The organism is Chitinophaga pinensis DSM 2588, assembly GCF_000024005.1.
Lineage (GTDB): Bacteria > Bacteroidota > Bacteroidia > Chitinophagales > Chitinophagaceae > Chitinophaga > Chitinophaga pinensis.
The window spans coordinates 1,548,203-1,561,279 of record NC_013132.1; the positions used below are offsets into that span (position 1 = coordinate 1,548,203).

Consider the following 13,077-nt stretch of genomic DNA (forward strand, 5'->3'; position numbering starts at 1 on the left):
TATACGGTTTAGTGTCGTTTAACGTGACAGAACAGTTGTGTACCGAAGGTAAGTGCTTTCACGCAAAGCCTGGACGCAGTGGCTGCTTTAAATTTTCTGCAGTGCCATTTCTATTGCTGCATTACGTGCTGCTTTCGCCTTATTTCTGAAGAATAGCAGGATGTTGACAGTAATTATGACACAGCAACCCAGGCATACTGCCGGCCAGTGACCAACTTTCCAGAGGAACAGTCCCATAGCGGAACCTGTTGCCCCCCCAATAAAAGTGGAAGTCATAAATACCGTATTGAAACGATTCCTCGCTTCCGGGAGAATAGAATATATAATGGTCTGGTTGGTGACCTGTACCGCCTGATGGCCTACGTCAAGAATGATGATGCCCGCCAGGAGCAGGAAAATACCACTGCCGGTGAAGTAAAAGCCGATAAAGCTCAATAACTCACATACCAGTCCTATAATAATATTGTTACGGGGATCGCGTCCGTCACTGATCTTTCCTACCAGCGGAGCAGCCAGTGCGCCTGCAGCTCCTGCCAGTCCGAACAGCCCTATTTCAAAACTCTTGTATCCAAAAGGAGCTGCGGAGAGGAATAATACCATCGTTACCCAGAAAGCGCTTAGCACAGCAAAAGAGAGTGCATTGGTCACGGCCGCCTGTCTTAACAGTGGTTGTGTCATAGCATAATGGGCTACTGACTTCATTAACTGCCCATAATTGCCATTAAAGGAAGGCTGGCTCAACGGAAAACGGAGTCGCATCAGTACCATCAATACAGCGCAGACGCCTGCTGCAATATAATACATGGCTCGCCAGCCGTATAATGAACCTATGGCGCCGCTAAGACTACGGGAAGCCAGTATGCCTACCAGCAGACCGGCCATAATGGCGCCGATCGTACTGCCACGTTTATGATCTGCTGCCAGGGTTGCACCTAATGGCAGGATCAGCTGCGGTATAATACTACAGATCCCGATCAGGACGCTGGCTATCTGTAAAATGATAAAGTTTTGTGCCGTGGCCGCCATCAGCAGGGCTACGATAGCAGCGCCTGTACCGAAAAGTATCTGTTTACGGCGTTCGAGAATATCTCCCAGGGGTACCAAGAGCAGCAGTCCCATGGCATAACCGATCTGTGTCAGATAGGTTACCCTTCCTGCTATACTTTCATGTAACCCCCATTCTTTGGCCATTAATACGATCAGCGGCTGGCAATAGTAGATGTTGGCGACGATTAGTCCCGCGCAGGCCGCCATGAATGCTGTATCTCCCTTTCCTAAGTGTTTCTGTTCCATTCCCTGAGAATTCTGATAAAGGCGCAAAGTTACGACAATTACCGGAAGCCCTCCAGAAGAGCAACAGCTCCTTTTGCCAGAAAAGAGGAGCCGAAAGGAATACAAGCCTCATTGAAGATGACTTTCGGATGGTGGAGGTAGTATTCCGGAGAAGCCGGATCCTGCGCCCCCAGCAGATAAAACATGGAAGGTACCTTACGGGAGTAATAACAGAAATCCTCTCCGGCAAGTAAAGGTACTTTCTCCAGGGTGTTGGTTTCTCCGAATACATCGGTCAGACTGACCTGCAACTGACGATGCACTTGCTTATTGTTGAGTACACTAGGGATGGTGAAGTAGAGGTCAAATATAATCTCTGTCCGATGGATCAGCTTTAAACCGTCAATGATCTGTTGCAGGTGTGCCACCACGCCTTCATAAATATCCAGGTTCAGGGCACGGATGGTACCTTCCAGTATGACCTTGTCTGCAATCACATTGGGGGCTACGCCACCGTTGATCTTGGTAAATGACAATACGGCGGTCTCCATCGGAGGCGTTTGCCTGGATACAATCGCCTGGGCTGACTGTACCAGTTGCGACGCAATCAATACCGCATCTATGCCCAGCTGTGGTGAAGCGCCGGCATGGGCCGCTTTTCCTCTTACTTCAATGGTAAAGAATCCGGTACATGCCAGGGCGGGACCAAGTGCATAAGATATTTGTCCGACCGGTAAGGACGGATCTACATGTAATCCCAGCGCCGCCTGTACATTATCCAGGTGACCGGCCTCCACAAATTTCCTTGCGCCACTTTTCTTCTCCGGATCATTAGCCGGACCTTCTTCAGAGGGCTGAAAAAGGAATTTAATGGAACCACGGAAATCCATGTCCTTCAGCAAAGCTGCAGCACCAATCAGCATGGTAGTATGAATGTCATGGCCGCAGGCATGCATTTTCCCGCTTATCGCAGAGGAGAATGGCAAACCCGTCTCTTCTTGCATAGGAAGAGCGTCCATATCTGCACGGATAGCTACACAGGGACCTTGTCCGCGTGTCAGTGTGGCGATAACGCCTGTGCCGGCAACATTTGAAATATAATCTATTCCCAGTCTGTCTAATTCCTGTTGTACAAGGCGGGATGTGTTTTCTTCTTCGTACCCTAATTCAGGTTGTGTGTGAATCTGTCTCCTGATCTGAATAAGCCTGTCCGTTAGTTGTGCGTCCATCTATGCAGCATTTTCCGTCAAGTTAAGTGGTTTTTCCGAAATTCTCTCGGAGAACAACGATAACGCTTGCGGAATACAGCAGTGAAGTAGTTAGCGCCCCGATACCCACTGCTGATACTGATTTCTTTAATGCTGAGGGATGTTTGCGCAAGCAGAGAAGCTGCTTTTTTCATGCGTAAGTGCTCTATATATCCTCTGGGCGATACGCTGAGCAGTTCTTTGAAAGCTCTTTCAAAAGTATTGATGTGCATGCCGGCCTGCTTGCTCAGTTCAGCAATGCTGAGATGATGGTGATAATGCTCCTGGATATACTGACAGGTCTGCCGCAGCTTTTGTGCCTGATCGCTGTTCTGCAGGTATTTGGGTGTCAGAGCGTTGAAATAAAGGGTGAGCAGGTCATGGAGCCTTGTATCAATATATGGCTTCAGTGCTTCTGCGGCAGCTGGCGATTGCCGCATTTCCAGCAACACTTTCAGGTCAGCAACTTCCATACGGATAGCGGGCAACATAGACGCGCGGCGGGCCTGCCGCTGTTGCAGCTGAAAGATCTCTTCGAAAGAAGGATGATGGGCAATGAATTGCCGTAGGAATGCGGGAGAGAAAGAGATACATATCATCTCATAATAACCGGGTCGCAGATCCGCTGTGTTGTCAGAATGATCAGGAATGTAATAGATACCAAATTCCTTTTCTATCAGCATGAGTTTTCCCTTTCCCTGCAGGCGGCACGAGATATTGCCCTGCAGGATGCAATACATTGCAAGCATGGGTTGTGCAACGGAGGGGCGCAATCTTACTTTTTCTTTCACGAAACAGTGCTGCCAGCTGATAACCCAGTCGGGTTCGCTGATCTGTTGTGTGATGTAACTGCCAAAGGGTGCTTCTGCATACGTTGTTTCAGTGGCTTGTGCGATCCGGTATTGCTGATATCTTTCCGGCAGGCTCTCTGATGTCCGGACATGTGGCTGCATCGCTTCGGGAATGCCGAAATGCAGTGCCGGGGGATATAAGCTGGAGGTCATGTTCAGGCATTTAACCGGTGACTGTAATAAATTCTGGTTGTAATAATTCTGGCTACTTCCCAAATGTATGTCCCGGTACTGCGATGAAACTTCAGATGAATTGGCTGCTAAATATACTTCAGCCACCACTGGTTGTGCGTTTTCCGGTATTCCCAAAACCATTTACACGGCTTATATAGTACTGCAACAACTGCTATCCATAACAGATATACTACCGGTAATGGATAACCGAAATTTGCCGGACGGAATAAGAATGGAATATTCGGATCAACAATATCTTTTGTAGTATAGCCGCTCAGGAAGAATGCAGCCACCAGCAGAAGATGTAACAGATAGAAATGAAGTACATAATAAAAGAAAGGCACACTGCCATATACCCGTGCAATTTCCTGCCAGCGTCCTTTCACTTGCTCAAGTGCCGCCAGCGCCAGTAAGGCTGGTCCCAGTGTCATACAATGAAAGTCCAGTGAAGGCGGATATTTACTGACGTCGATAAACTCCAGCAAAGTATCAAAGCCGTTTTGCTGTGCTTCCCATGGTGTAGGATTACCGTACCTGTTAATGGCTCTCAGTACAATGAACAACAGGATAGCAGCACTGCCTGCCATCAGCAGAAAACGCCTGCGTGTTTCGGCGGATATATTGCTTTTAAAATAGTAACCGGCACAGTAACCCAGCAGCATTGCGCTGGTCCATGGTAATACTGCATAGAACGCGAATATGAAACGATTACCACCGATAGGAATTACGGTACCAAATGAAGTAAAAAAGAGCTTCCAGAAATTGCCTGGCAGATTAAAATAATCAAGGATATTATGTCCGAAGAAAAGTATCAGTCCTGTTATCAGTATCACTTTAAAAGAAGTCCGCATCAATAAGCCGAGTATCACCATACTGAAACCTATCGCCCAGATCACCTGTAAGATAAAGACATTGTAAAGCGGATTAAAAGTGAGTCCCAGTGTTACAATCACCAGTTCTGCAATGATCAGCCATAAGCCTCTTTTTAAAAGGAACGTGCTTGCTTCAGCGGGTGTTTTTCGTTGAGATGCAAGGTATGCCGACATCCCCGAGAGAAATACAAATGTCGGTGCGCAATAATGTGTGATCCAGCGTGTGAAAAATAACCAGGGCGTCGTCGTGTCAACATCCAGGGGATCAGCAGTCATGGCTGTATTGTGAAAGAAATCGCGGGTATGATCAAGGGCCATAATGATCATTACAATGCCACGCAGAATATCTATAGATGCAATACGGGGAGTGGATGACTGCATATGCTACGTTATTTACAGGTATGGTTGATACTATTGTGAATATAGCGATGTTTGGGCAGCACAGCAATAACTTTCCTGAATTTGGTTTAAATTAGAGGACACTCCAAAAAATCCACCATTGTCATGACTACACAAGAAATCGCTAACCGCCTTGTTGAGCTTTGTAAAAAAGGCGAATTTGAAACAGCACAAAAAGAACTGTTTGCTAAAGATGCTGTAAGTATAGAGCCTTATGCAACGCCTGAATTCGAAAAGGATACCAAAGGTCTTGATAAGATCTTTGAGAAAGGACAAAAGTTTATGTCTATGACCGAGGAGATGCATGGTATTGAACTCTCTGCACCATTGATCGCCGGCTCCTCCTTCGCCGTTGTTCTCAAAATGGATATGACGATGAAAGGACAAGATAGAATGAACATGGAAGAATTGTGTGTATACGAGGTGAAGGATGGAAAGATCATTTCCGAGCAATTCTACATGTGACGAAGATGTGCTATCTTTTCGGGAGAGAACTATCAGCAGATAATGAAAGGGCCGAAAAAACATCAGACGATCAATAACACGTTTTTGCAGGAAGACAGCATCGGGCTGGAAATATTCACTATGGAGCAACTCCACGAACAGCACTATGCGTTGTTGTCACAACCGCTGAGAACAAACAATTACCAGGTGCTGATTTTTTTTACCGCCATTGCACATCATGCGATAGATTTCTCTCCTGTTACTATCCGCCCATATACTACTTTTTTTATAGCTAAGGGCAGCGTACATACCTTCGATCCCAACGCCCGGTATGAGGGCATCGTGATTAACTTTACGGAAGATTTCGTTTGCCGGGATGAACATGATCTTGCACTACTGCATCAGCATCCCTTATTCAGTGGCAGCGGACAAATAGACCTGCAGGATATTGCCACCTATAAAGGGTTGATAGAAACAATGACGGCTGAATTGCGGAAACCCAAAGATGAATTCAGCAGAATGTTGCTTAGAAACCTGTTACAGAATTTTCTGATCTTTTCCGGAAGAGAGTATACCGCCACACATGCTTTCAATCATGTGAAAGGACCCGATATGCAGTATGTACAACGATATACTGTGCTGATAGAAAAACATTATAAGACCATGAAAACCGTGGCCGGATATGCAGCACTACTGCGTATTACAGAGAAGCGGTTGAATCAGGCAACTACGAGTGTGACTGGCAAATCTCCTAAACAATTCATAGATGATCATGTATTGGTCGCTGCCAAACGCCTGCTTTCTTTTACAATAATGACTGTAAAGGAAATCGGGTTTGAACTGGGCTTTTCGCAGACTACGCATTTTATCAAATACTTCACCAAACACACCGGTCTTAGTCCCGCCAGTTTCCGGCAACAGCAATCCATCTAGGAAGAAATAGATAGCAAAAAGGAGCAAATACGCCTTTCCGGCGCCTGCTGTAAAGCTGAATTTTGTTGTCAAAATTTAGCTGCTATGCCAAAGATAAAAATGGCCCGGAAGTCCACTGCCGTTGATATGACTGCCATGTGTGATGTCGTTTTTTTGTTGCTTAACTTCTTTATTATGACCACTAGTTTCAAGCCGGATGAGCCAGTGGCAATTGTCACCCCGTGTTCTATCAATACAAAACTCCTCCCGGATTCTGATGTCATATTGGTAAGTATAGATAAGGCCGGACGTGTGTTTTTTGAAATAGATGGACAACCAAAAAGAAAGCAATTAATAGAAGATATTAATACACAGTTTAAGCTGGGCTTGTCTGAAAAGGAGATTAATGCCTACATATTGGGGGCAAGTGTGGGCACTGATCTGCATCACCTGAAAGAATACCTTGGTCTGAAAACGTCCGACAGACGTAAATATGCCGGTGAGACCGGTATCCCTGTTGATACTGCGAATAATGAACTGGCTGTATGGATAGAATATGCGCAATCTGCTCAGGGAGCGGGACTTAAAGCATTGAAGTATTGCGTCAAGGCAGATAATGCAACACCTTATCCTAAGGTGAAACGTGTAATGGAAACTTTTAAGGAGAAGAATATTCAGCACCTGAATCTGGTGACCAGTCTGGAGGCAGCTCCAGAAGGAACTGCTGCTGCGGAGGATTAGTAGACATTGCAACTAAAAAGGGGCTGCATATCTATGTAGCCCCTTTTCTGTTACCAGCCCCTTGAATTGGAGCCGGACTCAATACAATGAAGACAATATCTTTCAAATTCTTCCCCGAATTTGTCCTGGTACACACTATAGCCAATAAAACCGATCTCACCAGAAGAGACGTTCATAGTGGCGACAGCCGGATTTTCATCCACCATATCATAATATTGTTCTCCCATGCCGACGATGAAGCATCTTCGGTGCAGGAAGCCGTCATCTGTACCGCCAATGCGTTCATGGATTTCTTCACGGTCTATATGGAAGAGCTTTTCTTCCATGACGTGATTAAATTTGGTTAATTCCCGCTCATCCAGATAAATAAGCTGTTGCTGGATATGGTCTGTGATCTCTGTGGAAACAATGTTTCCGAGATACCTGATTAAGTTGGGATCATTGGTCGTAAGCGCTGTTTTTCTCAAATTATATAAATCTCTATCTGTTGTCCACGCCGTTTCAATGATTTCCCAGAATCTTGTTGCGTTCATAAAAGACAGATTTTGTATGTCGTGGAATAAGTGCCGGGTTAGAACTAATGTACATTTGTGAAGGCACCCTTACTATAACACGTAAAGGGGTGCAAAGTTCATCCCATAATTTAGAAGTATCCCTGTGATTTTGCTAATTTGTCAGCTCCTGGATAATAACACCTCTAAACAGCATATTATTTTATGAAACATCTATTTTTTCTCGTTGCCCTGCTTTCCCTCGGGTCGACCATGCAGGCGCAGCAAACCCAGAAACCGCCATTACACGGACGTCACTGGATGGCTGTGACGGGTAAACCGCTGGCTGCCACCGCCGGTTCCATGATCTTCCAGAAAGGTGGAAATGCCGTAGACGCCGCCTGTGCAATGCTGGCCGCTACCTGTACCATGTGGGACGTATTGAGCTGGGGCGGAGAGACACAGGCGCTTATTTTCAATCCGAAAACAAAGAAAGTCATTGCTATTAACGCCCTGGGCGTTGCTCCTACAGGTGCAACACCTGAATTCTTCAAGGACAAGGGATATAATTTCCCGCCGGAATATGGTCCCCTGGCAGCTGTAACACCTGGTACGCCGGGTGGTCTTTGCTATATGCTGGCAGAATACGGCACCCTCAGTCTGAAGGAAGTACTGGCGCCTGCCATGGAAATGGCTGCCGGTTACCCGATTGAAGCCCAGACGGCCAACAGTATGGAGCGGGCAAAAGACCGCCTGAAGCAATGGCCTTACAGCAAGGCCGTTTTCCTGACCCATCCGGGTGAAAAAAGGGAAGCGCCGGAAGCAGGGGAGATCTTTGTACAAAAGGAGCTATTGGCGACACTGACCAAAATGGTGGAAGCAGAACAGGAAGCCCTGAAAAAGAAGAAATCCCGTAAGGAAGCAATCATGGCTGCTTATGACAGATTCTATAAAGGAGATATCGCGAAGGAATTTGTACGTGGTTGTCAGGAACAGGGTGGTCTGATCACTGAACAGGACCTGGCCCGTTGGAAACCAATTGAAGAGGAACCACTGCATGTTAATTATAAAGGGATCGAGGTATACAAACTCCAATCCTGGACACAGGGACCAATGCTGCTGCAAAGTCTGAATATCCTGGAGAACTTTGATCTGAAAGGAATGGGCTATAATTCTCCGCAGTATATCCATACCCTGTATCAGACAATGAACCTGACCTTTGCAGACAGAGACTTCTATTATGGCGATCCTTATTTTACGCCTAAAACACCGATCAACGGATTATTAAGTAAAGCCTATGCAAAAGAACGGGCAAAAATGATCAACCCTGACCGCAATGATCCGGATCTATTACCGGGTGATCCTTATCCTTTTGAAGGTAAAAGCAATCCTTATCTGCAACTGATGAAGGAACATCAATCGCTAACTGATACTTCTTCACAGACAAAACCGGCACGTTTTGTACCGAAGCATGATGCTGCCAGCATCCTCAATACGCCTGCTTCTGAAGAAATGTATGCGGCAAATGAGATAGACAGCGCTTATATGGACCGGTTATGGAGAGGTACGACCAGTGTGGAAGCTGCTGATAAAGATGGCTGGGTAGTATCAATCACACCAAGTGGCGGATGGACGCCTGCGTGTATTGCCGGACATACCGGTGTGGGTATGAGCCAGCGTTTGCAGAGCTTTGTGCTTGACAGTGCCTTGTGTCCTTTTAACGTTATTGCGCCTGGTAAACGTCCACGTGTGACTTTAACGCCTTCTATGGCGCTGAAAGACGGTAAACCCTATCTTTCTTTCGCGGTACAGGGTGGTGATACACAGGATCAGAACCTGCTGCAGTTTTTCCTGAATATGGTGGAATTTGGTATGACGGTACAGCAGGCGACGGAAGCGGCAAATATCAATACGAACCAGCTCTGGCTTTCCCTGGGTGGTACCTCCATTAAAGAACGTATGCCACATCCGGGCAGTATTCTGCTGAACAGCAATACACCGGAGGCCACCAGGACGATATTGAAGAAGATGGGTTATACAGAAAGTTTCAGTGAGCGTACCAGTGGACCTGTGAATGCCATATTCCTGGATACGGCACATGGCTCTTTATGGGGTGGTAGCAGTAATCATGGAGAAGATTATGGTATCGGCTGGTAATACAGTCGTCACTTATAAAGGAAAAGGGCAGTCCCGCTATTGGCGGACTGCCCTTCTCTCATAGCATAGTAAGCAAATATTAGTTAAACAGGTATCTGATACCGAACTGCATCTGCCAGCGGGAAATGATCGCTGTGTTGTTTGCAAAGCTGTTGGTCAGGTGTACCTGGTTGTTTGGGTCTGCATAAGGGAAGGAGAACAGTGGTGTTGTACCATCTGCCGCCAGGCCTTCATACTTCAGCGGGTTGGTCACTGTTGTTGCTTTTACGATACCCCAGTTTTTGTTTAACAGGTTGCCCACGTTAATGATATCCAGGGATAAGCGCAGTGTGTGACGGGTTTTACCAGTCTTCATGGAGATATCTTCAGTAACGTTTACGTCCGCTTTCTTGAAGAAAGGTAGTGTTACTGCGTTTGCTTTTGCAACCTCTCCACGGTGAGAAGACAGGTAACCGCTCTGGTTAATGAAGTTGTTCAGCTGTGTCCAGGTCTGAGCCGCCGTTCTTGGGTCAGCTGCTGTACCGGTAGTAGAACCTGTGTGTGTGGTAGCATTGTAAGAGCCGACATTGATCAGGTTGATGTCTTTATCGTTTTTAGGGATGTACATCAGATCATTGTTGAAACCATCACCATTCAGGTCGCCATTGTAGGTATAAGAAGTAACACCGGCAGGTGCAGCTTCATAGATCAGACCAAATGAAGTAGAGAAGTATTTAGCGTAAGATACTTTATAAGACGCCATTGCGATAATACGGTTAGGCAGTCTGTAAGAAGCATACGCCAGGTTTTCACCATTCGGGTCAGTGCTTACTGCACGTGCGCTCCACAGGGAAGAAGCGGTGCTACCTGTTTCAGCAGCGTTACGTGCATCACCATGTGTATAAGCAACGCTTACATACAGGTTTTTGTAAGTTTTCTGGATACGACCAGTAACGTTGTAAGAGTAACCTTTGTTAGTGTTGCTCATCAGGATGGCGTTACCAATGTTAGGATTATCCAGACCTGTACCTGCGTAATAATACTTGTTACTGTTAGCAACAGTGAGATAACGGTCTCTGTGATCGCCACCGTTGCTCAGTGCAAAACCGTTTGTTTCATTCAGGTTAATGTTCTGGAAGTATACAGCGTTGATGTCTTTAGAATAGGTACCTTCTACTGTAAATACCCAGTCACCTGGCAGTTTCTTATCAACTGCTATACTTGATTTCAATACGGAAGGGTATTTGAAATTCTTGTCGGTCAGCGCTACTGCGTAGTTTTTATTAGCACTCAGCTCACCTGGAATATACTTGGTAGGATCTGCACTGAACGTTTTGTCATTCGCAGTAAATGAACCCCACTGTACACCGTTGTTACTAGCCTGGTTGCTGATCCATACAAATGGAGGAGGACCGGAGAAGATCCCTAAACCACCTCGTACCTGTAAGGTCTTATCATCCAGTACGTCCCAGTTGAAACCGATACGTGGAGAGATCAGCAATGCATTGCCCGGCGCCTTTCCGATGTCGTAGCTTTTGCCATCTTTAAATTTGAGGGCATTGAAGTTCGGGTTGTCCTGGAAATCCTGTTTGTAAATGGTCATATCAAGACGCAGACCGTAGGTCAGTGTGAACTTGTCAGTCACGCGCCATTTATCCTGTGCAAACAAACCTAATTCAGTTGATCCAGCATAAGCCCATGGGAAAGAACCATCAGGCAATGCGGAATACTGCAGGTAATAGCTTTTTGCAGGCACATTGTTATTTTTAACGCTATTGTAGAAATCAGTCAGACTTGCAAACTGGTAAGCGCCCTGGTAACCGGGAGCAAATGCGTTTTTGTATTTTCTATAATAATCCTGTGTACCTACGGTGATCTCATGTGCACCTTTATAAAAGGTGAAGATATCTGAGATCTGGAATACGTCTGTGTTCAGGACGTTGTTGTAAGTGTAGGGCTCGTAACCAAAGGAAGTATAGATGTTACCGTTATTCAGGATATCGACCAGTGGGAACGTGCTGGAATTGGAATGAGAAGAGCGGAAATCACGCAGGGCAGTGTAACCGATCTGGAATTTATTGGATGCTGAGTTACCGAAACGGCTGTTCAGCTCCGCAATAAAGATGTTGAAGTTATTGTTGATTACATAACCACTTCCATAGAATGGCATAGAATTGAAACCAGGCTGTCCACCTGTAACACCTGCTGGTCTGCTGGTACTTGCAAACTGATCAGAAGATGATTTCAGGTAGTTATATTTCAGTGTCAGCGTGTGATTATTATTGATGTTCCAGTCAATTTTAGCAGTGATCTTGTCACTGTTTGTTTTGAAGGAATAACCAGCGTATGCACCTGGATCATAACCAAAATTCGTTTTCAGGAAATTAGACAGTGCAGCCAGTGTGTCAGCATTCGCGTTGGAGATACCGGCTCCGCTGTTCGGCGTATTTGAAGCATCAGATGCGATCCAGCTGGTAGCAGGCGCTGTTTGACGGGAGGATTCGCCATTCACAAAGAAGAATACTTTGTTCTTAACGAGATAACCTCCCAGGGAAGCACCACGGATGTTGAAAGAGAGGTCAGTTTTTGGAACAACTGCATTCTCTACTTTATAACCCTGTGTACCTTCATTTTTGAAGTAAGTGTACACTGATCCTCTGAATGTGTTAGAACCGCTTTTGGTCACGGTATTAACACCAGCGCCGGAGAACCCACCCTGACGTACGTCATAAGGTGCAACATTCACCTGGATCTGATCGATCGCATCCAGAGAGATTGGCTGTGCACCTGCCTGACCGCCAAGCGTACCTGACAGACCGAATGAGTTGTTGAAGTTCGCACCATCCACAGTAAAGTTGTTATACTGGTTGCTGCGACCGCCAAAACTTTGTCCGCCGGCAGTGCTGGCTGAAGTAGGTTCCAGTTTGGTGAAGTCCTGTGCTGACCTGTTAATGGTAGGCAGCTTTTCCAGCTGGTCACGACTGATGATCTCCTGTGCACCTGTACGGCCGTTATTAAATGTTTTGTCTTGTTTACCTGATTTGATCACAACTTCACTCAGTTGTTTAGTGTCAGGTACGATGTTGAAGTCACCGGCATACTCCTGTCCCAGGGAGAGGGTTACGTTCTCAATCTTTTGATCTTTGTATCCGATGTAGGATACAGAAATGGTGTACGGTCCTCCGACACGGACGTTTGGTACGTTATAACGTCCATCCTTACGGGTGGTCGTCATGTACTTTGTTCCGGTGGGATTGTGTAGTGCGATAATGATAGCTCCGGGAACTCCCGTTTGCCCATCTTTCACCTGCCCGTGGATTTCGGAGGTAGTCTCCTGGGCAAGTAGTAGCATAGGTAAGCTGATCAGCCCGAGGATGGCTGACAGGCATTTTTTTAATAGCATGTACTAATTGGATTTAAAGTTCGAAATACTCAAAAAAAAATCACATAACGGCAGTAGTTATGTTAACAAATTATTTAGATTTTGATTGACAGATTTACGATTACGAAATGCTCCCTGAAGTAAATAAGCGCGGAA

Annotated in this window: 10 protein-coding genes; 4 read left to right on the forward strand and 6 right to left on the reverse strand. The window is 46.0% G+C overall.

Going from position 1 to position 13,077, the window contains the following annotated elements:
- Nucleotides 1-87: 87 nt before the first annotated feature.
- The 4 genes from CPIN_RS06430 to CPIN_RS06445 form a co-directional block, all read right to left on the reverse strand.
- Entirely contained in the window at nt 88-1,293 is a 1,206-nt protein-coding gene (locus tag CPIN_RS06430; protein ID WP_222838184.1) for an MFS transporter, read from the reverse strand.
- A 38-nt stretch (nt 1,294-1,331) separates the two neighbouring features.
- Nucleotides 1,332-2,501, reverse strand: a complete 1,170-nt coding sequence (locus tag CPIN_RS06435; protein WP_012788972.1) for a M20 metallopeptidase family protein — start codon at nt 2,499-2,501, stop codon at nt 1,332-1,334.
- A gap of 17 nt (nt 2,502-2,518) precedes the next feature.
- The gene (locus tag CPIN_RS36390) at nt 2,519-3,523 is read right to left on the reverse strand and encodes an AraC family transcriptional regulator (protein WP_012788973.1); all 1,005 of its coding nucleotides are present in this window, start codon (nt 3,521-3,523) and stop codon (nt 2,519-2,521) included.
- A gap of 107 nt (nt 3,524-3,630) precedes the next feature.
- The gene (locus CPIN_RS06445; protein ID WP_012788974.1) at nt 3,631-4,797 is read right to left on the reverse strand and encodes an acetyltransferase domain-containing protein; all 1,167 of its coding nucleotides are present in this window, start codon (nt 4,795-4,797) and stop codon (nt 3,631-3,633) included.
- A 123-nt stretch (nt 4,798-4,920) separates the two neighbouring features.
- Between CPIN_RS06445 and CPIN_RS06450 the strand changes: the two genes are divergently transcribed.
- The 3 genes from CPIN_RS06450 (at nt 4,921) to CPIN_RS06460 (ending at nt 6,912) form a co-directional block, all read left to right on the forward strand.
- Nucleotides 4,921-5,280, forward strand: coding sequence for a SnoaL-like domain-containing protein (locus CPIN_RS06450; RefSeq protein ID WP_012788975.1), 360 nt, complete (start codon nt 4,921-4,923; stop codon nt 5,278-5,280).
- A 42-nt stretch (nt 5,281-5,322) separates the two neighbouring features.
- Nucleotides 5,323-6,192: an AraC family transcriptional regulator gene (locus CPIN_RS36395; RefSeq protein ID WP_012788976.1), complete on the forward strand. Its 870-nt coding sequence runs from the start codon at nt 5,323-5,325 to the stop codon at nt 6,190-6,192.
- Between the two features lie 84 nt (nt 6,193-6,276).
- A complete protein-coding gene (locus CPIN_RS06460) occupies nt 6,277-6,912 on the forward strand; it encodes an ExbD/TolR family protein (RefSeq protein WP_012788977.1) in 636 nt (211 codons plus the stop codon).
- Between the two features lie 50 nt (nt 6,913-6,962).
- Here CPIN_RS06460 and CPIN_RS36400 read toward each other — a convergent pair whose 3' ends face one another.
- Nucleotides 6,963-7,445, reverse strand: coding sequence for a DUF4240 domain-containing protein (locus CPIN_RS36400; protein ID WP_012788978.1), 483 nt, complete (start codon nt 7,443-7,445; stop codon nt 6,963-6,965).
- A 183-nt stretch (nt 7,446-7,628) separates the two neighbouring features.
- On the opposite strand from CPIN_RS36400, the gene CPIN_RS06470 reads away from it, so the two are divergent.
- Complete coding sequence (locus CPIN_RS06470) at nt 7,629-9,560, forward strand: gamma-glutamyltransferase family protein (RefSeq protein WP_012788979.1); 1,932 nt, start codon at nt 7,629-7,631, stop codon at nt 9,558-9,560.
- A gap of 79 nt (nt 9,561-9,639) precedes the next feature.
- Here CPIN_RS06470 and CPIN_RS06475 read toward each other — a convergent pair whose 3' ends face one another.
- Complete coding sequence (locus tag CPIN_RS06475) at nt 9,640-12,942, reverse strand: TonB-dependent receptor (RefSeq protein ID WP_012788980.1); 3,303 nt, start codon at nt 12,940-12,942, stop codon at nt 9,640-9,642.
- Nucleotides 12,943-13,077 lie beyond the last annotated feature (135 nt).

Excerpts from the sequence above, each read along its gene's own strand:
- CPIN_RS06430 (WP_222838184.1), bottom strand. The coding sequence starts at position 1,293 with ATGGAACAGAAACACTTAGGAAAGGGAGATACAGCATTCATGGCGGCC.
- CPIN_RS06435 (WP_012788972.1), bottom strand. The coding sequence starts at position 2,501 with ATGGACGCACAACTAACGGACAGGCTTATTCAGATCAGGAGACAGATT.
- CPIN_RS36390 (WP_012788973.1), bottom strand. The coding sequence starts at position 3,523 with ATGACCTCCAGCTTATATCCCCCGGCACTGCATTTCGGCATTCCCGAA.
- CPIN_RS06445 (WP_012788974.1), bottom strand. The coding sequence starts at position 4,797 with ATGCAGTCATCCACTCCCCGTATTGCATCTATAGATATTCTGCGTGGC.
- CPIN_RS06450 (WP_012788975.1), top strand. The coding sequence starts at position 4,921 with ATGACTACACAAGAAATCGCTAACCGCCTTGTTGAGCTTTGTAAAAAA.
- CPIN_RS36395 (WP_012788976.1), top strand. The coding sequence starts at position 5,323 with ATGAAAGGGCCGAAAAAACATCAGACGATCAATAACACGTTTTTGCAG.
- CPIN_RS06460 (WP_012788977.1), top strand. The coding sequence starts at position 6,277 with ATGCCAAAGATAAAAATGGCCCGGAAGTCCACTGCCGTTGATATGACT.
- CPIN_RS36400 (WP_012788978.1), bottom strand. The coding sequence starts at position 7,445 with ATGAACGCAACAAGATTCTGGGAAATCATTGAAACGGCGTGGACAACA.
- CPIN_RS06470 (WP_012788979.1), top strand. The coding sequence starts at position 7,629 with ATGAAACATCTATTTTTTCTCGTTGCCCTGCTTTCCCTCGGGTCGACC.
- CPIN_RS06475 (WP_012788980.1), bottom strand. The coding sequence starts at position 12,942 with ATGCTATTAAAAAAATGCCTGTCAGCCATCCTCGGGCTGATCAGCTTA.